Source organism: Microbacterium sp. 20-116 (assembly GCF_041079415.1).
Taxonomy (GTDB): Bacteria; Actinomycetota; Actinomycetes; order Actinomycetales; family Microbacteriaceae; genus Microbacterium.
Map to the genome: position 1 here is coordinate 54,360 of NZ_JBFYGP010000006.1, position 25,027 is coordinate 79,386.

Below are 25,027 nucleotides of genomic sequence, written 5' to 3' on the forward strand. Positions count from 1 at the left end.
AGGTCGAGAGTCGTTGGAGCCAGGGACGCTCCCCCTCTCGCGCGGACGGGCCGGGTCCCCGGCATCCCGCCGATAATGGGGGAGTGGAGGTCTGGGAGACGCGAGAGTGGTTCGCCGACTACCTCGACGCCCTCAACAGGCACGACCTTGAAGCCGTCCGTGGGTTCTTGCACCCCGCGGTGCGCCGTGCGCACCTGCCCGCGGGGGCCGAGGCGTGGATCGCCGATCTGGCGGAGCTGCTGCACGGCTTCCCCGACTGGCAGTGGAAGCGCATTCAGCTGATCGTGGAGGACGACCGTCTGGCGGTTCATCTGCGGGGCGGGGGAGCGCACACCGGCGCGTTCGCGCACGTGATGCCGACCCGCCGACGCGTGAACATCGCCTCGTTCGCGATGTACCGCATCGAGAAGGGGCGGATCGCCGAGGCGACCGGCACCGACGATTCCGCGCAGATCCGCGCCGCGTTGGTCTGACGGGGACGCGGCCGTTCGACGCCTCCGCCCGGTGGCTCGTCCGTCGGGCGATCTGTCAAGGGCGCCTCGATGTCGGAGGGGGCCGGTACGGTCGCATTCGCCCGTTTCCATCCCGGGCAGAAAGAGGGGCGACCATGGTGTCTCACGACCGCCCCGGCGCCGGAGTCGTCTGGGCTCGCGTCGAAGACGGCTTCCACGTCGGCAGTAAGAGCGGGGTGTTCCTCGGCTACATCGACCGCCAGAGCGGCGGCGGGTACCTGGCGTACAACGGTCGCTCGCGCCTCGTCGGTCGCTTCGAAGCCCTGACCGCCGCGATGGCCGCCGTGACCAACGACCAGCCCCCGCACGACGCCGAGATCACGCTTCGCGAGGTTCGCGTCCCCGCGCCGCGGTCGATCGACGGCGGGAGGGCCTCGTGAACTCCGACCTCGTGTCCATCTCGTACGTCAGCGCGGCGTCCGATCCGTTCGACGACGACCGCCTCAACGACCTCCTCACGCAGAGCCGCCGGTCGAATCACGAGCACGATCTCACCGGCATGCTGCTGTATCGCCGCGGGCGTTTCTTCCAGGTGCTCGAAGGGCCGCAGGATGCCGTGGACGAACTCATGACGAAGATCCGACGCGACCCGCGGCACACGGACGTGCGCGTGCTGCTCTCGGAGCACATGGACGAGCGCCGCTTCACGGAGTGGACGATGGGGTACGAGCCGATCGGCGTTCCCACGACACCCGCGCCCGAGGGCTTCCGCGACACCTTCGACGACCTCGAGGCCGACGACGAAGACGCGAGCATCCGCGCCGTGCGCGAGCTCACCGTGTGGTTCCGCGCGCGGACGGCGAACGGCGCCTGACGCAGCGGCCGGTCCGGGGCGCGCACGGTAGCGTCACGGGGTGACTTCCCACCCGGCAACCGTGCGTTCCTTCGCTCGCGTCGTCGCCGGCGCGATCGTGCTCGTCGTGGTGCTGTTCGCCTACGTGCTGCGGATCGCGGCGGGCGACGCCAACCCCCTCGACTACTTCGGATACTTCACCAATCAGACGAGCAGTCTGACGGCGCTCGTGCTGATCGCCGTCGGAGGAATCGGCCTGGCGAATCGAGCCCTGCTGTTCCCGCTCGCTCTCGCGTGGGCGATCGGCGCGGCCTGTCTGATCGTGGTCGGAGTCGTCTACAACGCTCTGGTGCCCGGAACGGGGTCTGCCCCGCCGTGGGTCAGTGCGGTGTTGCACGTCGTGTTCCCGGTCATCGTCGTCCTTGACATCGCGACGGCTCGCGACCGGCCCCGGCTCGCGTGGCGGCACCTCTGGTGGGTACTGCCGTACCCGCTGCTCTGGATCACCGTCGTCCTCGTGCGCGGGGCGACCGACGGGTGGGTTCCCTACGGCTTCCTGCTGCCCGAGCGCGGCCTCGCTTCGCTGGTGCTGCACATCGTCGGCATCCTGGCTCTGCTTCTCGTCGCGGCGGCGGGGGTCTGGGCGCTCAGCCGACGGCGGATTTCGCGAGCGTCGCGGTCATAGGGGCGGATCGAGGGCGCCCAGCGCGGCATCCATCCGCTCCGCCAGGTACGCGTACCCGGTGTCGTTCGGGTGCAAGCCGTCGCCGGCCATCCAGCTGTCGGGCGAATCGGCGTAGTGGCCGTCGAGCCAGTGGCTGGCCCCCGCGATGTGGTCGGCGCCGATCCGCGCGGCGGCGTCTTCGACCCAGCCCGCGATGACGTCGACCGATGCCGGGCGGTCGGCGGTGTACCAGAAGGGCTCGACGACGACGATGCGCGCGTCGGGCACGCCCTCGCGCAGGCGCTCCAGGTCGCTGTCGATCGTCTCGCGGATGCGGTCGGCCGCGCGGTCGTAGCTGAAGTTGTCGTTCAGGCCCATCGTGACGAAAACGAGGTCGGGATCGTCGGCGATGACCTGGGCGGGGATGTCGTCGAGGCCCGGTCCCATCGAGGCGCGGCGGTTGACGAACCCCAGTCCGTTCTCGCTCCGGTTGATCTCCTGCCACCCGCGCTCGGCCGAGATGATCGTCGACCAGCGCTTGTCGGTGGCGCTCGCGCCCGTGCCGCGCGTGTACGAGTCTCCGTAGAACGACACGACCGGGCCGGTCGCCGCGGGGGCCGGTGTGGCGGGGGCCGGCGCCTCGGCCGGGGCTGCGCACCCCGAGACGATGAGGAGGAGGGATGCCGTGGCGATCAGGCTGAGGAATCGTCGCGCGCGCATGAGCCCATTCTCGGCGGCCCTCAGTGCTCGGGGGTCGGGGGAGCCGATTCTGCGGAGAGGCGTTCGACGTGGCGAGCGATCCGCGCCGCTCGGGTGGCCGGCGTCGCGGCCGTGACCACGGGGTGCAGGACGGAGTAGCGCTCGGTCTTCGTCAGGGCGTCGAAAGCGCGCGCGGCCGCAGGGGCGGCGTCCAGCGCCGCGCGCAGATCGGCCGGTACCTCGATCGCCGCGGAGCCCTCGTACGCGCGCTCCCAGCGGCCGTCGGCGTGAGCGCGTGCGATCTCGTCGGCCCCGCGGGGCCGCATGCGCCCCTTGTCCGTCAGGCGGGCGACGTGATCGACGTTCCGCTTCGACCACATCGATCGGGCGCGGCGCGGGGTGAAGTGCTGTCGGAAGGTGTCGGCATCCCGGGACTGCTTTCGCCCGTCGATCCACCCGCTGCAGAGGGCCTCGTCGAGGGCCTGGGCGTAGGTGAGGGACGTGGGCGAGGTCGTGCCCTTCTTCGCGAGCACCAGCCACACACCATCGCTGGTGTCTTCGTGGGCGTCGAGCCACGATCGCCAGCGCGCGGCGTCGTCGACGATCAGCTCGGGGGCTTCGGTCATGATCGTGATCCTCTCGGCGGGCTCACCGGACCCTAGCGCGGACCTCCGACACGAGCGCCCTATCGGAGCGCGCGCCCCGGGGCAACCGGCCCCCTCCGATGCGCTCGAGAGGAGAACATCGCTGAATGCGCAGTGTGACCTATGCCGGTGAGACCGTGACCACGACCGATGACGTGGCGGAGGCGCTCGTGCAGCTCACCGCGTCGATCGCCGCCGAAGGGCAGGCGGAGGCGGTGAGCATCCCGATCGTCACCGAAGGCGGCGAAGAAGAGGCCGAGCTTGTCATCGGCGTCGGCAACGACGTGCTCAGCGCCCCGGCCGACTGGGAAGGTCAGGAGCCCGACTTCTCGTGGGCGGCCGAAGAGCTGCGCCAGCACAAGCGTTTTCCGCAGGCACCGGCCATCGCGGTCGAGCAGCCGGGCGACGATGCGAACCCCGACGCCTTCTGGGACCCCGACCTCGACGGCTTCACCCGCGCCTGAGCCCAGACGACCGGGCCCCGCACCCGCGGGGGGGAGCTCGTCAAGCCCGCCTCGCCGGCCGCGCTCGGACGTAGCGTGGGCCATCCGCATCGGACGCGACCGGTTCATCGCCTCGATGCGTGAGCCCCGGACAGTTCGGGCGGCCCGCCGTTTCGTGGAGCCGCCCGAACGCTCGGCACCGGGAGGATGGGTGCATGCTGCACTCTCTGGTCACCGGCGCCTCACGCGGAATCGGGCGCGCGATCGCCGTCGCGCTGAGCGCCCGCGGCGATCGGGCCGCCGTCCACTACGGTCAGGACCTCTCGGCTGCCGACGAGACCCTCGCGCTGCTGCACGGTGAGGGGCACGTCCTCGTGGGAGGAGACGTCTCCGACTCGGAGACCGCGGAACGCATCGTCGACGACGTCCTCCACGCGTTCGGACGCATCGACGTCCTCGTCAACAACGCGGCCCTCGCGCCCGGCCCCTCGACTTCGCACCCCATCGCGACCGTCGACTACGCCACCTGGCACCGCACCTGGGAACGCATGGTCCAGGTCGATCTGCAGGCGCCCGCCAACCTGGCCTTCCTCGTCGCGCGCTCCCTCATCGAACGGGGGCTCCCGGGGTCGATCGTGAACGTGGGCTCGCGCGGCGCCTTCCGTGGCGAGCCGGAGTTCCCGGCCTACGGGGCGGCGAAGGCGGGGCTGCACGCGATGGGGCAGTCCCTCGCGGTGGCGCTCGCTCCGCATGGCATCGCGGTCACGAGCGTCGCTCCCGGGTTCGTCGGCACCGACCGGCAGCAGGAGAAGCTGGCCGGAGCGGCGGGCGACGGCATCCGGGATCAAAGTCCCTTCGGTCGCGTCGCCACTCCCGAAGAGGTGGCGGATGCCGTGGTGTACCTCAGTTCGCCGGGTTCGCAGTGGGCGTCGGGTGCGGTGCTCGATCTGAACGGGGCGTCGCACCTGAGGACGTGAGGCCGGTCCCGCGCGGGAGGAAGCGAGCGGCGGGTCGGGGCCGAGGGCGGCGGCTCTCATGGACGACGCGGGGCTCCGCCGCGGGGGTGTGCACGACGAGGGCTGTCGAGGCGGGTTCCGCCTGCGCCGCGAGCGCCGCGTAGACGTCGCCCCAGGTGAGCGTCACGTGTCGGTGTGTCCGATCGAAGGCGGCCCGTCGACCGGCGTCGGCGAGACGTTCGGCGTGATCGCGGAGCGGCGAGGGGGCGACCATCCACGTCCCGGCACCGCTGATCCGCCAGGACTCGCGGACGCGCCGCGCGAAGGGGCGGCTTCTCCATGCCAGCCAGGCCCACGGCACGAGCCACACGACGGCGCCGAGTGCCACGCTTGCCGCGACGGAGCTGGTGTGATGCGCGGCGGCGGCCGCGGCGATGCCGCAGAAGAGGCCGACGTAGGGCCAGATCACCGCCGCGTTCCACACGAGTCGCTCTTCGGGCCTGCCGTCCGGGGGGAGCACCCGCAGGTGCTCGACGACGAGCCCGTGACCGCTCAGTCGCCGTTCGTAGAAGCCCCAGGTTCCGCTCGCGTGAAAGGGGAAGCCGTTGTTCGTTCGCACACGACGATGCTGCGCTCGACGCATCGGCGCGGGAAGGATCCTGACGATATCCATGCGCCCCGTCGACTCGTCGACACGGGCGAACGACTGTCTCCACAGCTGTGGATAACTTTGTGGAGAGCGTGTGTGGAAACTGTCGCAGCCTGTGCAAACACGTGTGGATAAGGCCCGGATTCGTTAACGTGTTCGAAACTACACACGCGTAATTCCGCGGCGCCGGTCGTCTCCGGAGTTTCCTAGCCCTGTGGAAAGTCCCCCTCGGATGCCGCGCCCGCGGGCTCAGCCGAGAAAGGCGAACAGGAGCCGGACGAACCCCCACGCGCACATCGTGACCCAGAACAGCGTCCACCCGAGCAGGGTGTAGCCCCAGACGGCCTGGCCCACGCTCATGCGACCACGGCGGAAACGGACGCCGAGCACGATGCCGACGACGAGCGCACCCGCGACGACCAGAGCCGCGATCTGCTGCTGCCAGACGATGATCAGCGGGAGCGCGAGGATGACCGCGAACGCCGCCGCGTCGTAATTGACGCCGGAGGACGCCGCCTGCACGCCCTGCAGCACGACGAAGGCGACGAGCGCCAGCGCGATGACCACCACCTGCAGCCATCCGAGCGCCTTCACCCAGAACGGCAGGCCTCGATCATCCGTAGCATCCGGATGACGTTCCGCGACCTCTGTCATGACGTTTCCCCCTCGTCGCGTCCAGTCTGCCCGCGCGGTGAACGGCCGAGGGGGAGGGGTTGACGGGGGAAAGACAAAGCCCTCCCAAACGGCCTGAGGCCGCCCGCGAGGGCTGTGGAGGGGCTGACGGGAATCGAACCCGCGCTATCTGCTTGGGAAGCAGATGTTCTGCCATTGAACTACAGCCCCGTGCGCCTTGCGGCAGCCCGGCCAGCATAACAGCGTCTGCGTGGCATCCCTCGGCATCCGGGATGATCACGCGATTCGAGCGCGGGGTCGGCGCCGTCGAGACCGCGGGAGATTCGCGAGGACGCACACGTTCGTCGCCCATCGCACGCGGTCTCGACAAACGGATGCGGTTTCGACACCGGCCTCGGCGCCGAAACCCGACCGACGTGACACGTGCCCCGCCTCTAGGCTGGGGCCGTGCTGCTCTCCGATCGCGACATCCGGGCCGAACTCGACGCGAAGCGCCTCGGCCTCGAGCCCTTCGACCCGGCCATGGTCCAGCCCTCGAGCGTCGACGTGCGTCTCGACCGCTACTTCCGGTTGTTCGACAACCACAAGTACCCCTTCATCGACCCCGCCGAGAACCAGCCCGAGCTCACGCGTCTCATCGAGGTCGAGCCCGACGAGCCGTTCATCCTGCACCCGGGCGAGTTCGCCCTCGGGTCGACGTTCGAGCGGGTCAGTCTGCCCGACGACGTCGCCGCGCGCCTCGAGGGAAAGTCATCGCTCGGGCGTCTGGGGCTGCTCACCCACTCCACCGCGGGGTTTATCGACCCCGGGTTCTCGGGCCATGTCACTCTCGAGCTCTCGAACGTCGCGACGCTGCCGATCAAGCTGTGGCCCGGGATGAAGATCGGGCAGGTCTGCTACTTCCGGCTCACCTCGCCGGCCGAGAACCCGTACGGCTCCGGGCCCTACGGCAACCGGTACCAGGGGCAGCGCGGCCCGACGGCCTCGCGCTCGTCGCTGAACTTCCACCGCACCGACGTCGGCTACACCGACGCGGGTTCCGCGGGACGCTGACCGAACGACGACGCGGCGGGCTCCCGAGGGAGGTCCCGCCGCGTCGTGTTCTCGATGATCACTCGGATGCCGCGGACTCGCGCCCACGGGTGAACCCGGCGTCGAAACCGCGTTCGTAGGCGCGCTCGACCGCCCGGTGTCCGCGGCCGTGTCCGCGCTCGTGCCGGTGGCCGTGCTCCCCGTGGCGGGGCGCGGTGCCGGGGGCGGAGTCGTCGGAGGCGCTGTCGCCGTCGGAGAGGTGCCCGTCGGTGTACCCGCCGTGGCGGGGGCCGAAGCCGTGGTGGGCATTGCCGCCGTCTTCGCGTCGGTGGTCGCGCTCGCCGCCGCCGAAGCGGGGGCCGCCGCGCATTCCGGGACCGAAGCCGCGGCCGGACCCGGGGCCGAACGGGCCGGGACCGAAGCCGAAGCCGCGGGGGCCGCGCGGGCCGGCGTCCTCCTCGAGGCCGAGGGCCCCGGAGATCGCGTCGAGGGCGGCGGTCAGGCGCTCGATCTCTTCGGCGGGAACTCCGGCGAGAAGCGCCTGGCGGTCGGCATCCACTCGATCGAGGATCTGGCGACCCTCGTCGGTGAGCGTCCAGCCGTCGCCGGCGGGGGCGATCCATCCCCGGTCGGCGAGGGCGCTGATGCGCTTGCCGCCGCGGGCGATGCGGTCGCTGATCCACGGGGCGTCGAGGCGTCCGTCGATCACGGAGAGGACCGCGACGGTCTTCGGGTGCAGGTCGCTGTCGCGCAACTGCGCGAACAGGCGGTGGTGCAGCGCGTGGCCGACCGTCGTGAGGCGATGGGCGAGGCTGCGGGGGTCAGAAGGTGCGGGGGTGTTCATGGGGGAGTCCTTTCGTGGGCGGTCGATCCGCTATTGCATGTCATGTGACAACAAATGTACTGTGACATGTATTCCCGATGCTTGTCAAGAGACATGTAAAATTTCCGCATGGCCACCGACCCCGCCGACGAGATCGCCGCCGCCCTCGGGCGCCTGCGCGGACGACGCCCGAGGCCGCCGTTCCCGGCCGAGGCGCACCACCACCCGCGCGGCGACCACGGTGGCGGGCACGGCGGGCCCTGGGGCCGCGGCGCTCCGCCGTGGGCCGCCGATCCCTCGCACGGACGCTTCGGCGGGCCGGCGCGCCTGCGCATGCTCGACGCCCTGGTCGCGGCATCCGGTTCGCTCTCGGTCAGCGAGATCGGCGAGGCCGTCGGCGTCGACCAGCCGCGGGCCTCGCGCCTCGTGCAACAGGCCGCGCAGATGGGTCTGGTCGCGCGCGAGCCCGACCCCGACGACGCTCGTCGCACGCGCGTGCGCCTCACTCCCGAGGGCGAGAGGCTCGTGTCGGGTTTCCGGGGACGAAGGCGGGATGCCGTGCGCTCGGCACTCGAGTCCTTCAGCGACCCCGAGCGCGTGGAGTTCGCCCGACTCTTGGCGAAGTTCGCCGATTCCTGGCCCCGCGACTGAGGCCGCGGGGCGTAGCTCGCGGCATCCGGCACTTTGCCACGCAGTCACGCGCTCCGCACGGGTCGCACGGTCGGGGTCGCCGGGCTCGCGCGAAGCATGTGACACGACCGGCGCCCCGGACCTCGGCCGGCGCGGGATCAGGCGATGACGGCCGGCTTCGCCTTCACCGGGATCAGCAGCAGCAGCCCCGCGCCGAGGATCAGCACGATGCCCAGGATGCCGAGGCGCGTGTCGCCCGTCAGCCCGACGAACAGCGCGAACAGGCCCGGAGCGAGGAACGACACGGCGCGACCGGTCGTGGCGTAGAGGCCGAAGATCTCGCCCTCGCGCCCCTCGGGGGCGACGCGCGCGAGGAACGACCTGCTCGCCGACTGCACCGGACCGACGAAGGCGCACAGGCCGAGGCCCACGATCCAGAACGCGGTCTGCGAGGTGCCGATGAACAACACCGCGCTGCCGAGCACGATGAGTCCGATGAGCGAGGCCATGATGACGCGCTTGGGCCCGAACCGGTCGTCCAGGCGTCCGGCCGCGAAGGTGCTGATACCGGCGACGACGTTCGCCGCGACGGCGAAGTACAGCACCTGCGTCGAGCTGAACCCGAAGACCTGCGCGGCGATGATCGCCCCGAAGGTGAAGACGCCCGTCAGCCCGTCGCGGAACACCGCGCTGGCGACGAGGAACACCAGGACCTGTCGGCTGTCGCGCCACAGTGATCGCAGCGTGGCCCACAGCAGAACGTAGGAGCGGAAGAAGCTGACCTTCACCCGGCGCTCGCGGGCCGGGATCTCGGGTACGCGCAGCAGCACCGGAATCGCGAAGACGGCGTACCAGAGGGCGGATGCCACCACCGCCAGGCGGATGTTCCAACCGCCGTCCTTGGTCACGGCGAGGAGCCCACCGGCATCCGGATCCCCGAAGCTCTGGATGAACAGCACGAGCAGCAGGATCAGCAGCGCGATGCCGCCGACGTAGCCCATGCCCCACCCGAAGCCGGAGACGCGGCCGATGTTCTCGCGGGTCGAGACCTGGGTGAGCATCGCGTAGTAGTTGACGCTCGCGAACTCGAAGAAGACGTTGCCGACCGCGATGAGAGCGGCTCCCAGCACGAGGAAGTGCGGAGTGCCCTCGACGAACACCATCGCCGCCATCGCGATCACCACGAGTCCGGTGTTGATGCCGAGCCAGAGCTTGCGACGGCCGGTGCCGTCGGATCTCTGGCCCAGGACGGGGGCCACGAGCGCCACCACGATCCCGGCGATCATCAGGGCGACGCCGACGAGGGTGGCGTTGTCGGCGAGGGCGCGCACGAGGGCGGGGTCTTTGTCGTTGCCGTCCGCGGCGGCCACGATCGCGGGGTCCACGAAGAGCTGGCTCGCCAGATACGTGCTGAAGACGAAGGTCGTGACCACGGCGTTGAAGGCCGCGGAGCCCCAGTCCCACAGGGCCCAGGCGAGCACGGGACGGCGTGCGGAGACGCCGGTCGGGGTGGCGGCGGGGGGAGGCATGGGGGTCACGGTAGGGCCCTTCGGTGAACACCCGGTAAGGCCGGGATCAGGCCACGCCGTCGTCGACGTGCGCGTTCAGGTTAGACCCCGGCCCGCGCGTGGGCGCGGAGGAGACTACCGTGGAGTCATGGCATCCGAAACCCCCGTCGACTCCGCTGAGGCAGAGACCACCCCCGAAAAGCTCACCTTCGCCGATCTGGGACTGGATGCCGCTGTGCTCAAGGCCCTGAAGGACGTCGGGTACGAGACCCCCTCCGCGATCCAGGCGGCCACGATCCCGGTCCTGCTGCAGGGTCGCGACGTCGTCGGCCTCGCCCAGACCGGAACGGGCAAGACCGCTGCCTTCGCGCTGCCGGTGCTGTCGCAGATGGAGACCGGCCACAAGAACCCGCAGGCTCTCGTGCTCGCTCCCACCCGTGAGCTGGCCCTGCAGGTGTGCGAGGCGTTCGAGAAGTACGCCGCCCACATCAAGGGTGTCTCGGTGCTCCCCGTGTACGGCGGTCAGGGCTACGGCCAGCAGCTGTCGGCCCTGCGCCGCGGCGTCGACATCGTCGTGGGCACCCCCGGTCGCATCATGGACCACCTCGACAAGGGCACCCTCGACCTGAGCGAGCTGAAGTACCTCGTGCTCGACGAGGCCGACGAGATGCTCAAGATGGGCTTCGCCGAAGACGTCGAGACGATCCTCGCCGACACGCCCTCGACCAAGCAGGTCGCGCTGTTCTCGGCGACCATGCCGGCGCAGATCCGCCGCATCTCGGCGCAGTACCTCAACGATCCCGAAGAGATCACGGTCAAGACCAAGACCGCGACCTCGACGAACATCACGCAGCGTTACCTGATCGTCTCGTACCAGCAGAAGATCGACGCCCTCACGCGCATCCTCGAGGTCGAGAACTTCGAGGGCATGATCGTCTTCACCCGCACGAAGAACGAGACCGAGACGGTCGCCGAGAAGCTGCGCGCCCGCGGCTACACCGCCGCCGCCATCAACGGCGACGTCGCCCAGGTGCAGCGCGAGCGCACGGTCAACCAGCTGAAGTCGGGCAAGCTCGACATCCTCGTCGCCACCGACGTCGCCGCCCGCGGCCTCGACGTCGACCGCATCAGCCACGTCGTCAACTACGACCTGCCGATCGACACCGAGTCGTACGTGCACCGCATCGGCCGCACCGGTCGCGCGGGTCGCACCGGTGACGCGATCAGCTTCGTCACCCCGCGCGAGCGCCGCATGCTCACCGCGATCGAGAAGGCCACGCGCCAGCCGCTGACCGAGATGTCGCTGCCGAGCGTCGACGACGTCAACGCCACGCGCCTGACCCGTTTCGACGACGCGATCACCACCGCCCTCGAGGACACCGCGGCCATCGCGACGTTCCGCGACGTCGTGGCCCACTACGTCGCTCACCACGACGTGCCCGAGGCTGACGTGGCCGCAGCTCTCGCCGTGGTCGCCCAGGGCGACACCCCGCTGCTGCTCGAGGCCGAAGCCTTCCGTCAGCAGCGTTTCGACAACGATCGGCCCGCGCGCGAGGGCGGTTCGCGTGACGGCGGTTCGCGCGATGGCGGCCCGCGCCGCGACACCTCCGGCCGCTTCGCCACCTACCGCATCGCGGTCGGTCGTCGTCAGCGCGTCGAGCCGCGTCAGATCGTCGGCGCCCTCGCGAACGAGGGGGGTCTGCGCCGGGGCGACTTCGGCGCGATCCAGATCCGCCAGGACTTCTCGCTCGTCGAGCTCCCCGTCGACCTGTCGAGCGACACGATCGGCCGCCTCGCCGACACGCGGATCTCGGGTCAGCTGATCGACCTGCGCCTCGACCAGGGTGGTCGCTCCGCCAAGCGCAGCGACCGTCCCCAGCGCCGCGACCGCGATCGCGACTGAGCCCCGGCATCCGTTCGACGCCCCTGCTGCCTTCCGGTGGCGGGGGCGTCGTCGTCTTCGGGCGGTGGAGACTCGGATCAGGCCCCGCCGAGTTTCTCGATGGTCGGCCAGAAGGGGGCTCCGTGTGCGGTCATGTCGAGGAGGGCTCGACGCACCGCCGAGGCATGAGCCGCCCGAGCGACCGCCGTCAGCTCGCGCCCGTGAGCGGTCGCGGTGATCCGGCGCTCGCTCGAATCGCCCCCGCGTTCGACGAGGCCGCGATCGTGCATGCGCGCCAGGTGCCGCGAGAGGCGGCTGCGTTCCCAGCCGAGCTCATCCGAGAGGCGCTGCTGGCGGATGCTGCCCTGCCCCTCTTCGATCACTCGCGTCAGCACCGAGAAGTCGGCGCTGGAAAGGCCGGTTGCGTCGGCGATCGCGGATGCGACGGATGCCGAGACGTTCTCAGTCGCGCGTTTCCAGGCGATCCATCGACGCATCTCGTCGTCATCGAGTCGTGAGGCCATGCGTCGACCCTACCGCTGTGTTGACATAGCAACACGAAGCGCACACTATGTTGACATGACAACATCTCGAATCGCCCTCATCACCGGAGGAACCGCAGGAATCGGACTCGGATTGGCCCGCCGATATGCGGGGGCGGGGGCGCGGGTCGTCGTGGCGGCTCGACCCTCCGCGCGCCTCGCCGACGTGCCGCAGGTCATCCCGGGTGCGACGAGCATCGCCGTCGATCTCGAGGCGCCCGAGGGTCGAGACGCGCTCGCCGACGCCATCGTGGAGCGCTACGGCCGGCTTGATGTGCTGGTGAACAACGCCGGCATCCAGCGGCGCGTGAGCGTGGCCGAGGATGCCAGCCCCTGGCCCGAGCGGCAGCGCGAACTCGACCTGCTGTTCGCGGCCCCCGTGCACCTGACGACTCTTCTGCTGCCCGTGCTGCGCGCGGCCCCGGCTGGGCAGGTCGTCAACGTCACCTCGGGCGGGGCCTTCACTCCGCAACCCTTCGCGCCCGTCTACAGCGCCATGAAGGCCGCTCTGCACGGGTGGACGGTCACGCTCCGCCACGCGCTCGCCGACACCCCGGTCGCCGTGACGGAGCTCATCCCGCCGGCGGTCGCCACCGGGTTGGCGGGGCCCGGGCAGGCTCATGGCCTGGGGGTCGACGACTTCTGTGATGCCGTCTTTCCGGGGCTCGAGGCGCGCGAGGTCGAGGTCGGTGCGGGGCCGACCGCGACGGAGGAGTTCCGTCGCCTCTTGGCGGACGGCGCCCGCCGCTTCGCGGCCTCGGCGACGCGATTCCCGGTGGCGCGTTTCTCGGGCGCGGGATCGTAAGTTGAGCCAATTCATATCAACTCTTCTTGACGACCCGAAGGGCGTGCGTTAGCCTTGAGTCATCGCGGCTCAACCCGCGCAGAGACTTTTATCCAGAACCCCGAGTGCGGCAACGGCCGTGCTCACAAGCAAGGAGACACATATGCCCCGTGCAGTGGGAATCGACCTCGGTACGACCAACTCCGTCGTGAGCGTGCTCGAGGGTGGCGAGCCCAAGGTCATCGCCAACGCCGAGGGTTTCCGCACGACCCCCTCGGTCGTCGCTTACACGAAGGATGGCGAGGTGCTCGTCGGCGAGACCGCCAAGCGCCAGGCCGTCACCAACGTCGACCGCACCATCTCCAGCGTGAAGCGCCACATGGGCACCACCTGGACCTTCGACGTCGACGGCAAGAAGTGGACGCCGCAGGAGATCTCGGCCCGTATCCTCCAGAAGCTCAAGCGCGACGCCGAGGAGTACCTCGGTGACAGCGTGACCGACGCCGTCATCACGGTGCCCGCGTACTTCAACGACGCCGAGCGTCAGGCCACCAAAGAGGCGGGTGAGATCGCGGGCCTCAACGTGCTGCGCATCATCAACGAGCCCACCGCGGCAGCCCTCGCGTACGGCCTCGACAAGGGTAAGGAAGACGAGCTGATCCTCGTCTTCGACCTCGGTGGTGGAACGTTCGACGTCTCGCTGCTCGAAGTGGGCAAGGACGACGACTTCTCGACCATCCAGGTGCGCGCCACCTCGGGCGACAACCGCCTCGGTGGAGACGACTGGGACCAGCGCGTCGTCGACTACCTCATCAAGCAGTTCAAGGACACGACCGGCGTCGACGTCTCGGGCGACAAGATCGCCCTGCAGCGGCTGAAGGAAGCGGCCGAGCAGGCCAAGAAGGAGCTGTCGAGCTCGACCTCGACCAGCATCAACCTGCCGTACCTGTCGCTCACCGACTCGGGCCCCGTCTCGCTCAGCGAGACCCTCACCCGCGCGAAGTTCGAGGACCTCACCAAGGACCTCCTCGACCGCACCCGCAAGCCCTTCTCCGACGTCATCCGCGAGGCCGGCGTCAAGGTCGACGACATCGCCCACGTGGTGCTCGTCGGCGGCTCGACCCGCATGCCCGCGGTCGCCGAGCTCGTCAAGAAGGAGACGGGTAAGGATGCCAACAAGGGCGTGAACCCCGACGAGGTCGTGGCCGTGGGTGCAGCCCTGCAGGCCGGTGTCCTCAAGGGCGAGCGCAAGGACGTCCTGCTCATCGACGTCACCCCCCTGAGCCTCGGCATCGAGACCAAGGGCGGCATCATGACCAAGCTCATCGAGCGCAACACGGCCATCCCGACCAAGCGCAGCGAGACCTTCACCACCGCCGACGACAACCAGCCGTCGGTCGCGATCCAGGTCTTCCAGGGCGAGCGCGAGTTCACCCGCGACAACAAGCCGCTCGGTACCTTCGAGCTCACCGGCATCGCCCCGGCCCCCCGCGGCATCCCGCAGGTGGAGGTCACCTTCGACATCGACGCGAACGGCATCGTGCACGTCTCGGCGAAGGACAAGGGCACCGGCAAGGAGCAGTCGATGACCATCACCGGTGGTTCGTCGCTGCCGAAGGAAGACATCGAGCGCATGGTGCGCGAGGCCGAAGAGAACGCGGCCGACGACAAGAAGCGCCGCGAGTCCGCCGAGACCCGCAACCAGGCCGAGACCCTGTCGTACTCGATCGAGAAGCTGATCAAGGAGAACGAGGACAAGCTCCCCGCCGAGGTCAAGACCGAGGTGCAGGGCGATGTCGACGCGCTCAAGACGGCTCTCGCCGGCGACGACGACGACGCGGTCAAGACCGCGTTCGACAAGCTGAACGCCAGCCAGGGCAAGCTCGGCGAGGCCATCTACGCCTCCTCGCAGGCCGCGGGCGAGCAGGCCGACCCCAACGTGGGTCAGCCCGGCAACGGTGAGACGCCGAACCCCGAGGAAGACGTCATCGACGCCGAGGTCGTCGACGACGAGCCGACCGACGAGAACAAGAAGTAAGCGATAGAACATGGCACACAAGGACGACGAACAGCCCACGGGCTCGGGCGCCGGTCCTGACGAGACGGGGCCGGAGGAGAACACCTCCGGCCCCGCGCCGTCGGGCGAGCAGTCCGAGACGCAGGAACCGGATGCCGAGGGCCTGACCATCGACGACATCCTCGGGGCCGAGCAGACGCCCGAGGCCGCCGCAGAGGGGGCTTCCTCCGACAAGGAGGCCTCGCTGCTGATCGACCTCAAGCGCCTGCAGGCCGAGTACGCCAACTACCGTCGGCGCACCGAGGACCAGCGCGAGCGCGAGATCGAGCGCGCCAAGGGTGAGGCCGTGAAGGGCCTGCTACCCGTCATGGACGACCTCGACCGCGCCGCCAAGCACGGCGATCTGGTCGAGGGCACCCCGCTCGCGGCCATCGGTGACAAGGTGCGGGCCGTGGCCGAGCGCCTCGGCGTGGTCTCGTACGGCGCCGTCGGCGACGTGTTCGACCCGCAGCAGCACGAGGCGATCTTCCAGGCCCCGACTCCGGGCGTGACCGAGACGACGATCCTCGAGGTCGTCGAGGTCGGCTACCGCCTCGGTTCGGTCGAACTGCGACCGGCGAAGGTCGTCGTCGCCGTGCCGGCCTAGGAGGAGGACGAATGGCGAGTCAGGACTGGTTCGACAAGGACTTCTACAAGGTCCTCGGTGTCGACAAGAGCGTCAGCGCTGCCGATCTGAAGAAGACGTACCGCAAGCTCGCGCGCCAGTACCACCCCGACTCGAACCCGGGAGACGCGAAGGCCGAGGCGAAGTTCAAAGAGATCAGCGAGGCCTACTCGGTGCTCAACGACCCCGAGCAGCGCGAGGAGTACGACCAGATCCGGGCCATGGGCTCGGGGGCGCGCTTCTCGGCTCCGGGGGCCGGGGGCGGGGGCGGCTTCGACGACGTCTTCAGCCGCTTCGGCCAGGGGCGTCAGGCGCCATCCGGCGGCTTCGACGACTTCTTCACGATGTTCGACCAGCAGGGCGGCGGCTTCGGCTCCGGCCGGTTCGGCCAGACGACCGGAGGGTTCCGCGGCTTCGGCGGCCCGCAGAAGGGCGCCGACGTCACCGCGCGGACGACGCTCGACTTCGTCACCGCGGCCAAGGGCGAGACCATCACCCTCGCGGGCGAAGACAACGTGCCGTTCAAAGTGAAGATCCCGGCCGGCGTCTCGGACGGGCAGAAGATCCGTCTGCGCGGGCGGGGGCGCAAGTCGCCCGACGGCGGCGAGAGCGGCGACATCGTCGTGACCGTCGCGGTGCGTCCGCACCCGGTGTTCACGAGGGACGGCCTCAATCTCCGCCTCACCGTGCCGGTCACCTTCACCGAGGCGGCGCTGGGCGCGACCATCGAGGTGCCGACGCTGGGGGGCGACCCCGTCCGCCTGCGCGTCGCCCCCGGAACGCCGTCCGGCCGCGTGCTGCGCGTCAAGGGACGCGGGATCGAGACCGCGAAGGGCTCCGGCGACCTGCTCGCCGAGGTCCAGGTCGCGGTTCCCACTCATCTCGACGACGCCGCTCGCGAAGCCCTCGAGCGGTTCCACGAGCTCGAGCCCAAAGAGAACCCCCGCGCCGACCTGATGGCCAAGGCGCGATAACACCGCGCGCGTCGCCGAGGTTCTCGGCATCCGATACGACAGGATGCCGAGAACCCGGCACCGCACCCGGCACGACGAAAGAGGTGAAGACGTGTCCGAGAGAGAGATCGACGAAGACGCTCCGATCTTCGCCATCGCCGCGGCCGCCGAGCTGTCGAACATGCACCCGCAGACCCTGCGGCAGTACGACCGGCTCGGTCTCGTCGTGCCCGCGCGCACACAGGGCGGGTCACGGCGGTACTCGAGCCGCCACGTGCAGCAGTTGCGCGAAGTCGCACGGCTCTCGGGCGAGGGCATGAGCCTGCCGGCCATCGCCCGCCTGCTCGCCCTCGAGGAGCGGGTGCACGAGCTCGCCCGCCGTGTGAACGACCTCGAACGTCAGCTCACGATCGAGCGGCAGTCCCGCCCCGGGGCCCGTGTCTTCGCGGCCGGGGCGACCGGATCGGTCGTGACCCTCCGCCACGGAGCCCGCGTGCGCCGCGCCACCGACATCGTGCTGTGGCGGCCGCGCGACATGCACGGCGACTGACGCGCCGTCTTCTTCTCGGTCTCTCCCGGAGCTGTCGGCCGATAACACCCGTCTTGCTCCGTCGGTACGACGACACAGGGGTGCGCCTCGGTAACAGGGCGGTTCCGTCGAGATCTCCCCGTGTCGAACGCGACGCCCGTTCTCCGGACGGTTCCCCGGGTCAGGCCGGGTCGAGTCGCAGGACCGTGGGCGACTCGCCGAGCTTCATGTCGTCGACCACCCGGATCGTGCGCGCCACCTCGTCGACCGACGCGATGACCGTGCCGAAACGCTCGCGATCCGAGCACACGGCCGTCACGGTGACGAAGTGCGAACCCGTGTCCCACGTGTAGGTGGCGAACGGCGGCGTCTTCGGATCGCTCGGGAGCGGCATCGCGAGCTTCTCGCCCACACCGAGATGGGGGTTTCGAAACGACTCGGTGTCGTCGTACTCCATCGGCATCATCGCGCGAGCCGTTCGCAGCTGCGGCGTGGCCTCTTGCAGCTGCGCCATCACGACGAGCAGCTCGGGGTCGCTCTTCCAGACCCAGACGAGCACGCGCCCGGCCGCGCGGCGCATGAGAAGGGGCGCCGCCTGGCTCAGGATCCAGGCGAACGCGCCGCCGCCCGGCTTCGGAGCGGCGCCGGCGGCCTGATTGGCCTGGCTCAGCAGCATGCCGATCGCGGCCTTCCGGTGTCGGCGGCCGCGGAAGCCGAGCGAACCCGTCACGGGTACCCAGAGGTCGGCGGGGGCGTCGGCCTGCAGTCGGGACATGCGATCAGCCTACGATCCGGCGCCGGGGAGCGGGATGCCGACTCCCGGCGTTCGCGGCGGGAGAACGCCCCCATACCGGAGCGGGTGGCCGTTGTCGGAGGTCGGTGCCAGTCTGGGTCCAGCGGTCATCGCGACCGCGTCGATCTCTTCGGAGGGCCTCGTGCTCGGCAAACTCCTCATCCGCTATCTCTCGCGCTATCGATGGCTTCTGGTCGCCATCCTGGTGTTCCAGGCGGCGTCCGCGATCGCGACGCTGTACCTCCCGCGCCTGAACGCCGACATCATCAACCTCGGCGTCGCGCGCGGTGACACGGGCTTCATCTGGTCGCAGGGCGGGCTCATGCTCGTGATCTCGCTCGGGCAGATCGTGGCATCCGTGATCGCCACCTACTTCGCCGCACGGGCTGCGATGGCTGCGGGCCGCGACATCCGCCTCGACGTGTTCGAGCGCGTGAGCGGCTTCTCCGAGCGCGAGCTGTCGCAGTTCGGCGCGGGCTCTCTCATCACGCGCAACACCAACGACGTCCAGCAGGTGCAGATGCTGGCGATGATGGGCGCGACCATGCTCGTCAGCGCCCCGCTGCTCGCCATCGGCGGCATCGTCATGGCCCTGCAGCAAGACGTCGGTCTCAGCTGGCTGATCGCCGTCGCGGTGCCCGCCCTGCTCGTGGCGGCCGGGCTCATCATCGCTCGCATGGTGCCGCTGTTCCGCAGCTACCAGACCAAGCTCGACGCGGTGAACCGCGTCATGCGCGAACAGCTCACGGGAGTTCGCGTCGTGCGGGCCTTCGTCCGTGAGCGCATCGAAGAAGAGCGCTTCCGCGAGGCCAACACCGACATCCTCGTGGTGGGCCGCAAGGTGGGCTCCCTCTTCGTGCTGCTCTTCCCGTTGGCGATGCTCGTCCTCAACGTCACGGTGGTCGGTGTCATCTGGTTCGGCGGCATCCAGGTCGATGCCGGCGGTGTCGAGATCGGCACGTTGTTCGCCTTCATCCAATACGTGGCGCAGATCCTCGGCGGCGTCCTCATGGCGAGCTTCATGACCGTGATGATCCCGCGCGCCGCCGTCTCGGCCGAGCGCATCGGGGAGGTGCTCGACAGTCGATCGACGCTCGAGCGTCCGGCGAATCCCGTCGAGCGACTACCCGAACCCGGCGCGATCGTGTTCGACGACGTCGCCTTCGCCTACCCGGGCGCGGAGTCTCCCGTCGTCTCGGGGATCAGCTTCACGGCCCGACCCGGCGAGACCGTCGCGATCGTCGGCTCCACCGGTGCGGGCAAGACGACACTCGTCTCGCTCATCCCACGCCTGTTCGACGTCACGTCGGGTGCCGTGCGCGTCGGCGGTGTCGACGTTCGACAGGCCGATCTCGACGTGCTGTGGAAGAGCATCGGGCTCGTGCCGCAGCGGCCCTTCCTTTTCAGCGGCACGGTCGCCTCGAACCTGCGGTTCGGGCGTGAAGAGGCCACCGACGACGAGCTCTGGCATGCCCTCGACATCGCTCAGGGTCGTGACTTCGTCGAGGCGATGGAGGGCCGGCTCGAGGGGCGCATCGCACAGGGCGGGACGAACGTGTCGGGCGGTCAGCGCCAACGCCTCGCGATCGCGCGAGCCATCGTGCACCGCCCCGCGGTGCTGGTGTTCGACGACTCGTTCTCGGCACTCGACCTCAGCACCGACGCTCGATTGCGACAAGCGCTGTGGAAAGAGCTGCCCGAGGTGACCAAGATCGTCGTGGCGCAGCGCGTGTCGACCATCACGGGCGCCGACCGCATCGTGGTGCTCGAAGACGGTCGCATGGCCGGTCTCGGCACGCACGACGAGCTGCTCGCCACGAGCGCCACCTACCGCGAGATCGTCGAGTCGCAGCTGGGGGTCGAGGCATGAGCACTCCCGACACCCTCACCGAGGAAGAGCGCGCCGAGGCAGAACTCGCCGAACAGGCGCGACTGAACTCCGGCAGCTGGGACAGCGTCGCGCCCGGGAAGGCCTCGAACTTCGGCCCCAGCTTCCGCCGCCTCGTCGGGCTTCTGCGGCCGCACGCCGCGGCCTTCGTCTTCGTATCGATCCTCGGCGCCCTCGGCGTCGTCCTCGCGGTGCTCGCACCGCGCGTGCTGGGGGATGCGACGAACATCATCTTCGAAGGCGTCGTCTCGAAGGGCCTCGCCCAGCAGTTCGCCGCCGGCACCTCGCAGGTCGAGGTCGTCGACGCACTGCGCTCCGCCGGTCAGAACGACATCGCCAACATCGTCGGCGCGATGGACGACTTCTCCGTGGGGGCCGGGGTCGATTTCGACGCGCTCCGACGCGTCATCGTGACGGTGCTCGCGATCTACGTCGGCTCGTCGCTGCTGTCGTGGATCCAGGGCTACGTGATCAACGTCATCATGGTGCGCACCATGTGGCGCCTGCGCGAAGACGTCGAGGCGAAGATCAACCGCCTGCCGCTGTCGTACTTCGACCGGGTCCAGCGCGGAGAACTCATCTCCCGCGTGACCAACGACATCGACAACATCACGCAGACGATGCAGCAGTCGCTCTCGAGCGCCCTGACCTCGATGCTGACCGTTGTGGGCGTGCTCATCATGATGTTCACGATCTCGTGGCAGCTCGCGCTCGTCGCCCTCGTCTCGCTGCCGCTCATGGCGGTCATCTTCGGCGTCATCGGGCCGAAGTCGCAGAAGGCCTTCGGCGAGCAGTGGAAGAAGGTCGGTCGCCTGAACGCCCGCGTCGAAGAGTCCTTCTCGGGTCACGCCCTCGTGAAGGTCTACGGCCGCGAGAAGGACGCGCGCGAGAAGTTCGAGGCCGAGAACGAGGAGCTGTACCGGGCGAGCTTCACGGCGCAGTTCCTCTCGGGCATGATCATGCCGGGCATGATGTTCGTCGGAAACCTCACCTACGTCGGCATCGCCGTGCTCGGCGGACTGATGGTGGCCGGCGGGCAGATCCGCCTCGGTGACGTGCAGGCCTTCATCCAGTACTCGCAGCAGTTCACGCAGCCGTTGTCGCAGCTGGGCGGAATGGCAGCGGTCGTGCAATCGGGCACCGCCTCGGCCGAGCGCGTCTTCGCGCTTCTCGACGCCGAGGAGCAGGACCCCGATGCCGCGGACGCCCCGACCCACGTCGACGGACGCGGTGTCATCGAGTTCCAGAACGTCCGGTTCTCGTATACGCCGGAGCGGCCGCTGATCACCGACCTGTCGTTCCGGGTGGAGCCCGGGCAGACCGTGGCGATCGTCGGCCCGACCGGTGCGGGCAAGACCACTCTGGTGAACCTCATCATGCGGTTCTACGAGCTCGACGGCGGGCGCATCCTGCTCGACGGGCAGGACATCGCCGAGCTCCGACGCGACGACGTGCGTTCGCGTACGGGCATGGTGCTGCAGGATCCCTGGCTCTTCGCCGGATCGATCCGCGACAACATCCGCTACGGCCGCGAGAGCGCCACCGACGACGAGATCATCGAGGCCGCCGTGGCGACCCGCGTCGACCAGTTCGTGCACTCGCTCCCCGAGGGGTACGACACCGTGCTCGACGAGGACGCAGCCAACGTCTCGGCGGGCGAGAAGCAGCTCATCACGATCGCGCGGGCGTTCGTCGCGCGCCCGTCGGTGCTGATCCTCGACGAGGCGACCTCGTCGGTGGACACCCGCACCGAGCTGCTGCTGCAGCAGGCGATGGCCGCGCTGCGCCAGGGGCGGACGTCGTTCGTGATCGCGCACCGCCTGTCGACGATCCGCGATGCGGACCTCATCCTGGTAATGGAGCACGGCGACATCGTCGAGAAGGGCACGCACGACGAGCTCATCGCGCTCGAGGGGGCGTACTACCGCCTCTACCGTTCGCAGTTCGAACAGGCCACGACCGACCTCGACCCGGTCTCGGCGGAGGGGCAGCGCGACGGCGACCCGCAGCGCTCACCGGCGACGGATGACGCCGTGGTGGTCTCGGCGATGGCGGTGGCGGCATCCGAGGTCCCCGCCGCGGCGGGCACCGATGGTCCGCCGCGTCCGGCGCAGGGCATTCCCGCCTCCGAGCCCCGACCCGACGAGTGACGTCACCGCTTCGCGTCAGCTCTCGAAGCCCGCTCGGTTCCGCGCCGGGCGGGCTTCGTCGTCCGTCCGGGATCCGGGGGACCATCGGCGCCACCCGTGAAGTGGCCCGGGGCCCCCGAAATTCGCTCGGGTACAGTGGGGAAGCGCATGCACCTTCCCCTCGCCACGACCGCCGCATAGATAGGCCTCACCCCTCGTGACCACTCCTGCGACGCCCGCCGATCCTCCCGCGCCCGCCGCGTCGACCGACTCCTCGACCGCGCCCGAAGCGGTGCCGACCCCCGATCGGCCGCTGCGGATCCTCATCGGCGCCGACACCTTCCTCCCGCACGTCAACGGTGCCGCCCGCTTCGCCGAACGTCTTGCGGCGGGTCTCGTCGCCCGCGGACACGAGGTGCACGTCGCGGCCCCCAGCGCGCAGCACGGCAGGGTCGGCACCGGCACAGAGGTCATCGAAGACCAGCCGATGACGGTGCACCGGCTGCCCTCTCACCGCTTCCTGCCGCACGACTGGCTCACCTTCGTGTTCCCGTGGCGCGCGAAGCACTACGCCCGCATCCTGCTCGACGAGATCAAGCCCGATGTCGTGCACATCCAGTCGCACATCATCATCGGTCGCGGTCTCGCCCGGGAGGCGCGCAAGCGCGGCATCCCGGTGATCGCGACGAACCACGTGATGGCCGAGAACATCCTCGATTTCACGACCCTGCCCGACGCGCTCGACCGCCTCTTCGTGAAGCTGGCCTGGGCCGACGCGGAGCGCACGTTCAAGATGACGCGTGCGGTGACGACCCCCACCCGCAAGGCGGCCGACTTCCTCGAGTCGACGATCGACATCTCGGGCGTCATCCCCATCTCGTGCGGTATCGACCGCTCCAACTACCGGCCCGACTTCACGCCGCGCGACGCCAACCGCATCCTGTTCGTCGGGCGCCTGACGACCGAGAAGCACATCGACGTCGTGCTGACGGCGTTGTCGCAGCTCGACCCCGCTCTCGATGCCACCTTCGACATCGTCGGCGGCGGCGACCAGCGCGCCAAGCTCGAGACCCTCGCGCAGCAGCTCGGAGTCGCCTCGCGGGTGACGTTCCACGGACACGCCTCCGAAGAGGACCTGCGAACGCTGTACTCACGGGCCAGTGTCTTCGCCATCGCCTCGATCGCGGAGCTGCAGTCGATCGCCACGATGGAGGCCATGGCATCCGGCCTGCCGATCGTCGCCGCGAACGCCGTGGCCCTCCCGCACCTCGTGCACGAGGGAGACAACGGCTACCTCTTCGAGCCGGGCAATGCCGAAGAGCTCGCCGCGCGCCTGACCGACGTGCTCAGTGCGGCTCCCGACGAGCGAAAGCGTATGCAGCAGGCGTCCCTCGATGCCGTCGCCGTGCACGACATCAACCGCACGCTCGACACCTTCGAGGCGCTGTACCGCGGTCGACCGCTGCCGGAGTAACGCCCGTGCACGTCGTGATGTTCGCCGACCAGCACCTCGAGTCGCTCGGCGGCGCGCAGGTGTCGATGCGGTTGCAGAAGCGCTTCCTCGAGCGCGCGGGTCACGTCGTCACGGTCGTGGCGCCGCGCCTGCATCGACCGGCCGACCACGACGCGGCCTACCTCGACCTGCCGTCGATCGCGATCACCCCTGACCGCGAGTACGCGCTGACCTGGCCGGGCGCCCGGACGGACAGATTCCTGGATGCCGAGATGGGCGCGCGGCTCCCGGTCGACGTCGTACACGTGCAGGCCGACTTCTGGGGCGCGTTCATCGGCCACCGTTACGCCGCTCGCCACGGCCTGCCGGTGGTGCACACCATGCACAACCGCGTCGACGTGGGGATCGAGGCGACCGCGCCTTTCCCCGGGCTCGTGCTGCGCGCGCTCAACGCCTGGGCGCGGCGAGTGCTTCCGGACGCCGTCGGGTCTCGAGCGAGTGCGCCGATCTCGGACGGCTCAGTCGAGTCTGTGCGAGGTCGGCGAGTGGCACCGAGCCCGGCGACCCCGCGCCCCGCCGACGGGTGGGCGTTCCTGCGACAGCTCGCTCGCCTTTCGCGAGCCGTCACCGCCCCCTCCGGCCACTTCGCCCGCCGCCTCGAGACGCACGGCGTGGCCGATGCGGTCGACGTCATCTGGAACGGCATCGACGACGATGTGCTCGACGCGGCACTGAGCGCCGAGGCGGGGGTTCGCCGGCCCGGCCGCCCGCGGTTCATCTGGCTCGGCCGCATGAGTCCCGAGAAGCGCCTTCTGCCGTTCCTCGAGGCGGTCGTCGCCTCGGGAATCGACGCCGAGGTCGAGATCGTCGGCGGCGGGGCCCAGCTGCGCGCCGCGCGACGACTGATCGAACGGTCGTCGCCCGTGGCCTCGGTGATCTTCTCGGGCCGCCTGCCCTACGCCGAGACGCTCCGGCGTCTCGGCGATGCCGACGTCGTCGTGCAGACCTCGATCGGGTTCGAGACCCAGGGCATGACGGTGTTCGAGGCGGCCTCGCTGGGGACCCCCGCCGTGGTGAGCGACCCCGACATCGCCGCCGAGCTCGGCTCGGGCGTCTGGGCGGTTCGGGATGCCACGGTCCCGGCGCTCGCGGAGGCCCTGCGCCGTGCCGCGGACGACGTCGCCGCCGGCTCACCGATCGTGCCCGATCCCTCCATCGCCGAGCGGTTCCGTCAGTCCTCGCGCACAGCGGCGATGGTCGACGTGTACGCTCGCGCGGTCGCCGCGGGACGCTGAGGCGACCGGTCCGAGCGGATCGGAAGACCCCGCACGCGCGCGGACGGAGCGTGTCGCGACGCGCCGGGTTGCCGGCATCCGGGATCGGGGTGTGTTTCCCTGTCTGCGACCG

At 69.8% G+C, this 25,027-nt stretch carries 26 protein-coding genes and 1 tRNA gene; 18 read left to right on the plus strand and 9 right to left on the minus strand.

Features of this window, described 5'->3' with window-relative positions; genetic code table 11:
- Positions 1–83 precede the first annotated feature (83 nt).
- From AB6V29_RS12275 to AB6V29_RS12290, 4 genes are all read left to right on the plus strand, one after another.
- Positions 84–473 (plus strand): ester cyclase, encoded by a 390-nt coding sequence (locus AB6V29_RS12275; RefSeq protein WP_210076822.1) that lies wholly within the window; start codon positions 84–86, stop codon positions 471–473.
- Between the two features lie 134 nt (positions 474–607).
- Positions 608–892 carry a hypothetical protein gene (locus AB6V29_RS12280; protein WP_210076823.1) on the plus strand — a complete coding sequence of 95 codons (285 nt, stop codon included), beginning with the start codon at positions 608–610 and terminating at the stop codon, positions 890–892.
- On the plus strand, positions 889–1,326 hold the full coding sequence (locus AB6V29_RS12285) for a BLUF domain-containing protein (RefSeq protein ID WP_369358926.1): 438 nt from the start codon (positions 889–891) through the stop codon (positions 1,324–1,326). Before AB6V29_RS12280 ends, AB6V29_RS12285 begins: the two co-directional genes overlap by 4 nt.
- A 40-nt stretch (positions 1,327–1,366) precedes the next feature.
- Positions 1,367–1,990, plus strand: coding sequence for a Pr6Pr family membrane protein (locus AB6V29_RS12290; protein ID WP_369358929.1), 624 nt, complete (start codon positions 1,367–1,369; stop codon positions 1,988–1,990).
- Here the strand turns inward: AB6V29_RS12290 and AB6V29_RS12295 are convergent.
- Both AB6V29_RS12295 and AB6V29_RS12300 read right to left on the minus strand, forming a co-directional pair.
- Positions 1,985–2,689, minus strand: a complete 705-nt coding sequence (locus tag AB6V29_RS12295; protein ID WP_369358931.1) for an SGNH/GDSL hydrolase family protein — start codon at positions 2,687–2,689, stop codon at positions 1,985–1,987. The genes AB6V29_RS12290 and AB6V29_RS12295 overlap by 6 nt on opposite strands.
- A gap of 20 nt (positions 2,690–2,709) precedes the next feature.
- Positions 2,710–3,294 (minus strand): YdeI family protein, encoded by a 585-nt coding sequence (locus AB6V29_RS12300; protein ID WP_369358933.1) that lies wholly within the window; start codon positions 3,292–3,294, stop codon positions 2,710–2,712.
- A 125-nt stretch (positions 3,295–3,419) separates the two neighbouring features.
- Here AB6V29_RS12300 and AB6V29_RS12305 point away from each other — a divergent pair, with 125 nt between their 5' ends.
- Positions 3,420–3,776 (plus strand): hypothetical protein, encoded by a 357-nt coding sequence (locus tag AB6V29_RS12305; RefSeq protein ID WP_210076830.1) that lies wholly within the window; start codon positions 3,420–3,422, stop codon positions 3,774–3,776.
- 194 nt (positions 3,777–3,970) lie between these two features.
- Positions 3,971–4,732, plus strand: coding sequence for an SDR family NAD(P)-dependent oxidoreductase (locus tag AB6V29_RS12310; protein WP_369358935.1), 762 nt, complete (start codon positions 3,971–3,973; stop codon positions 4,730–4,732).
- Here the strand turns inward: AB6V29_RS12310 and AB6V29_RS12315 are convergent.
- From AB6V29_RS12315 to AB6V29_RS12325, 3 genes are all read right to left on the minus strand, one after another.
- Positions 4,659–5,330, minus strand: a complete 672-nt coding sequence (locus AB6V29_RS12315) for a DUF6611 family protein (protein ID WP_369358938.1) — start codon at positions 5,328–5,330, stop codon at positions 4,659–4,661. The two genes, AB6V29_RS12310 and AB6V29_RS12315, sit on opposite strands and share 74 nt — an antisense overlap.
- 279 nt (positions 5,331–5,609) lie before the next feature.
- Positions 5,610–6,014, minus strand: a complete 405-nt coding sequence (locus AB6V29_RS12320) for a hypothetical protein (protein ID WP_369358940.1) — start codon at positions 6,012–6,014, stop codon at positions 5,610–5,612.
- 115 nt (positions 6,015–6,129) lie between these two features.
- A tRNA-Gly gene (locus AB6V29_RS12325) sits at positions 6,130–6,203 on the minus strand.
- Positions 6,204–6,440: 237 nt separating this feature from the next.
- On the opposite strand from AB6V29_RS12325, the gene dcd reads away from it, so the two are divergent.
- Positions 6,441–7,046 carry a dCTP deaminase gene (dcd, locus tag AB6V29_RS12330; RefSeq protein WP_210076838.1) on the plus strand — a complete coding sequence of 202 codons (606 nt, stop codon included), beginning with the start codon at positions 6,441–6,443 and terminating at the stop codon, positions 7,044–7,046.
- A 58-nt stretch (positions 7,047–7,104) separates the two neighbouring features.
- On the opposite strand, the gene AB6V29_RS12335 is transcribed toward dcd, so the two are convergent.
- Entirely contained in the window at positions 7,105–7,869 is a 765-nt protein-coding gene (locus tag AB6V29_RS12335; RefSeq protein ID WP_369358941.1) for a MarR family winged helix-turn-helix transcriptional regulator, read from the minus strand.
- A gap of 108 nt (positions 7,870–7,977) precedes the next feature.
- Here AB6V29_RS12335 and AB6V29_RS12340 point away from each other — a divergent pair, with 108 nt between their 5' ends.
- Positions 7,978–8,499 (plus strand): MarR family winged helix-turn-helix transcriptional regulator, encoded by a 522-nt coding sequence (locus AB6V29_RS12340; protein ID WP_369358943.1) that lies wholly within the window; start codon positions 7,978–7,980, stop codon positions 8,497–8,499.
- Between the two features lie 137 nt (positions 8,500–8,636).
- Here AB6V29_RS12340 and AB6V29_RS12345 read toward each other — a convergent pair whose 3' ends face one another.
- Positions 8,637–10,007, minus strand: coding sequence for an MFS transporter (locus AB6V29_RS12345; RefSeq protein WP_369358945.1), 1,371 nt, complete (start codon positions 10,005–10,007; stop codon positions 8,637–8,639).
- A 127-nt stretch (positions 10,008–10,134) separates the two neighbouring features.
- Between AB6V29_RS12345 and AB6V29_RS12350 the strand changes: the two genes are divergently transcribed.
- Complete coding sequence (locus AB6V29_RS12350; RefSeq protein WP_369358947.1) at positions 10,135–11,889, plus strand: DEAD/DEAH box helicase; 1,755 nt, start codon at positions 10,135–10,137, stop codon at positions 11,887–11,889.
- Positions 11,890–11,966: 77 nt separating this feature from the next.
- Here AB6V29_RS12350 and AB6V29_RS12355 read toward each other — a convergent pair whose 3' ends face one another.
- Positions 11,967–12,392, minus strand: a complete 426-nt coding sequence (locus AB6V29_RS12355; protein WP_369358949.1) for a MarR family winged helix-turn-helix transcriptional regulator — start codon at positions 12,390–12,392, stop codon at positions 11,967–11,969.
- Between the two features lie 55 nt (positions 12,393–12,447).
- Here AB6V29_RS12355 and AB6V29_RS12360 point away from each other — a divergent pair, with 55 nt between their 5' ends.
- From AB6V29_RS12360 to AB6V29_RS12380, 5 genes are all read left to right on the plus strand, one after another.
- A complete protein-coding gene (locus tag AB6V29_RS12360; protein ID WP_369358952.1) occupies positions 12,448–13,215 on the plus strand; it encodes an SDR family NAD(P)-dependent oxidoreductase in 768 nt (255 codons plus the stop codon).
- Positions 13,216–13,357: 142 nt separating this feature from the next.
- Entirely contained in the window at positions 13,358–15,232 is a 1,875-nt protein-coding gene (gene dnaK / locus AB6V29_RS12365) for a molecular chaperone DnaK (protein WP_103207881.1), read from the plus strand.
- A gap of 10 nt (positions 15,233–15,242) precedes the next feature.
- Complete coding sequence (locus tag AB6V29_RS12370) at positions 15,243–15,857, plus strand: nucleotide exchange factor GrpE (protein WP_369358955.1); 615 nt, start codon at positions 15,243–15,245, stop codon at positions 15,855–15,857.
- Between the two features lie 11 nt (positions 15,858–15,868).
- On the plus strand, positions 15,869–16,849 hold the full coding sequence (locus AB6V29_RS12375; protein ID WP_116239534.1) for a DnaJ C-terminal domain-containing protein: 981 nt from the start codon (positions 15,869–15,871) through the stop codon (positions 16,847–16,849).
- A gap of 91 nt (positions 16,850–16,940) precedes the next feature.
- Positions 16,941–17,378, plus strand: a complete 438-nt coding sequence (locus AB6V29_RS12380; protein ID WP_056224717.1) for a heat shock protein transcriptional repressor HspR — start codon at positions 16,941–16,943, stop codon at positions 17,376–17,378.
- A 160-nt stretch (positions 17,379–17,538) separates the two neighbouring features.
- Here the strand turns inward: AB6V29_RS12380 and AB6V29_RS12385 are convergent, their stop codons facing one another.
- A complete protein-coding gene (locus AB6V29_RS12385) occupies positions 17,539–18,132 on the minus strand; it encodes a hypothetical protein (RefSeq protein WP_210076852.1) in 594 nt (197 codons plus the stop codon).
- Between the two features lie 160 nt (positions 18,133–18,292).
- Between AB6V29_RS12385 and AB6V29_RS12390 the strand changes: the two genes are divergently transcribed.
- The 4 genes from AB6V29_RS12390 to AB6V29_RS12405 all read left to right on the plus strand — a co-directional run bounded on the left by AB6V29_RS12390 (position 18,293) and on the right by AB6V29_RS12405 (position 24,915).
- Positions 18,293–20,020, plus strand: coding sequence for an ABC transporter ATP-binding protein (locus AB6V29_RS12390; RefSeq protein ID WP_307313760.1), 1,728 nt, complete (start codon positions 18,293–18,295; stop codon positions 20,018–20,020).
- A complete protein-coding gene (locus tag AB6V29_RS12395; protein WP_369358959.1) occupies positions 20,017–22,188 on the plus strand; it encodes an ABC transporter ATP-binding protein in 2,172 nt (723 codons plus the stop codon). Before AB6V29_RS12390 ends, AB6V29_RS12395 begins: the two co-directional genes overlap by 4 nt.
- A 271-nt stretch (positions 22,189–22,459) precedes the next feature.
- On the plus strand, positions 22,460–23,641 hold the full coding sequence (locus AB6V29_RS12400) for a glycosyltransferase (protein WP_369359113.1): 1,182 nt from the start codon (positions 22,460–22,462) through the stop codon (positions 23,639–23,641).
- A 5-nt stretch (positions 23,642–23,646) separates the two neighbouring features.
- Positions 23,647–24,915, plus strand: coding sequence for a glycosyltransferase (locus AB6V29_RS12405; protein WP_369358962.1), 1,269 nt, complete (start codon positions 23,647–23,649; stop codon positions 24,913–24,915).
- Positions 24,916–25,027: the final 112 nt, after the last annotated feature.

What these genes read in the sequence shown, in the direction of transcription:
- AB6V29_RS12385 (WP_210076852.1), bottom strand. Translation starts at nt 18,132, where the DNA reads ATGTCCCGACTGCAGGCCGACGCCCCCGCCGACCTCTGGGTACCCGTG.
- AB6V29_RS12280 (WP_210076823.1), top strand. Translation starts at nt 608, where the DNA reads ATGGTGTCTCACGACCGCCCCGGCGCCGGAGTCGTCTGGGCTCGCGTC.
- AB6V29_RS12360 (WP_369358952.1), top strand. Translation starts at nt 12,448, where the DNA reads ATGACAACATCTCGAATCGCCCTCATCACCGGAGGAACCGCAGGAATC.
- AB6V29_RS12395 (WP_369358959.1), top strand. Translation starts at nt 20,017, where the DNA reads ATGAGCACTCCCGACACCCTCACCGAGGAAGAGCGCGCCGAGGCAGAA.
- AB6V29_RS12350 (WP_369358947.1), top strand. Translation starts at nt 10,135, where the DNA reads ATGGCATCCGAAACCCCCGTCGACTCCGCTGAGGCAGAGACCACCCCC.
- AB6V29_RS12335 (WP_369358941.1), bottom strand. Translation starts at nt 7,869, where the DNA reads ATGAACACCCCCGCACCTTCTGACCCCCGCAGCCTCGCCCATCGCCTC.
- AB6V29_RS12295 (WP_369358931.1), bottom strand. Translation starts at nt 2,689, where the DNA reads ATGCGCGCGCGACGATTCCTCAGCCTGATCGCCACGGCATCCCTCCTC.
- AB6V29_RS12370 (WP_369358955.1), top strand. Translation starts at nt 15,243, where the DNA reads ATGGCACACAAGGACGACGAACAGCCCACGGGCTCGGGCGCCGGTCCT.
- AB6V29_RS12305 (WP_210076830.1), top strand. Translation starts at nt 3,420, where the DNA reads ATGCGCAGTGTGACCTATGCCGGTGAGACCGTGACCACGACCGATGAC.
- dnaK (WP_103207881.1), top strand. Translation starts at nt 13,358, where the DNA reads ATGCCCCGTGCAGTGGGAATCGACCTCGGTACGACCAACTCCGTCGTG.
- AB6V29_RS12340 (WP_369358943.1), top strand. Translation starts at nt 7,978, where the DNA reads ATGGCCACCGACCCCGCCGACGAGATCGCCGCCGCCCTCGGGCGCCTG.
- AB6V29_RS12310 (WP_369358935.1), top strand. Translation starts at nt 3,971, where the DNA reads ATGCTGCACTCTCTGGTCACCGGCGCCTCACGCGGAATCGGGCGCGCG.
- AB6V29_RS12375 (WP_116239534.1), top strand. Translation starts at nt 15,869, where the DNA reads ATGGCGAGTCAGGACTGGTTCGACAAGGACTTCTACAAGGTCCTCGGT.
- AB6V29_RS12345 (WP_369358945.1), bottom strand. Translation starts at nt 10,007, where the DNA reads ATGCCTCCCCCCGCCGCCACCCCGACCGGCGTCTCCGCACGCCGTCCC.
- AB6V29_RS12355 (WP_369358949.1), bottom strand. Translation starts at nt 12,392, where the DNA reads ATGGCCTCACGACTCGATGACGACGAGATGCGTCGATGGATCGCCTGG.
- AB6V29_RS12320 (WP_369358940.1), bottom strand. Translation starts at nt 6,014, where the DNA reads ATGACAGAGGTCGCGGAACGTCATCCGGATGCTACGGATGATCGAGGC.
- AB6V29_RS12300 (WP_369358933.1), bottom strand. Translation starts at nt 3,294, where the DNA reads ATGACCGAAGCCCCCGAGCTGATCGTCGACGACGCCGCGCGCTGGCGA.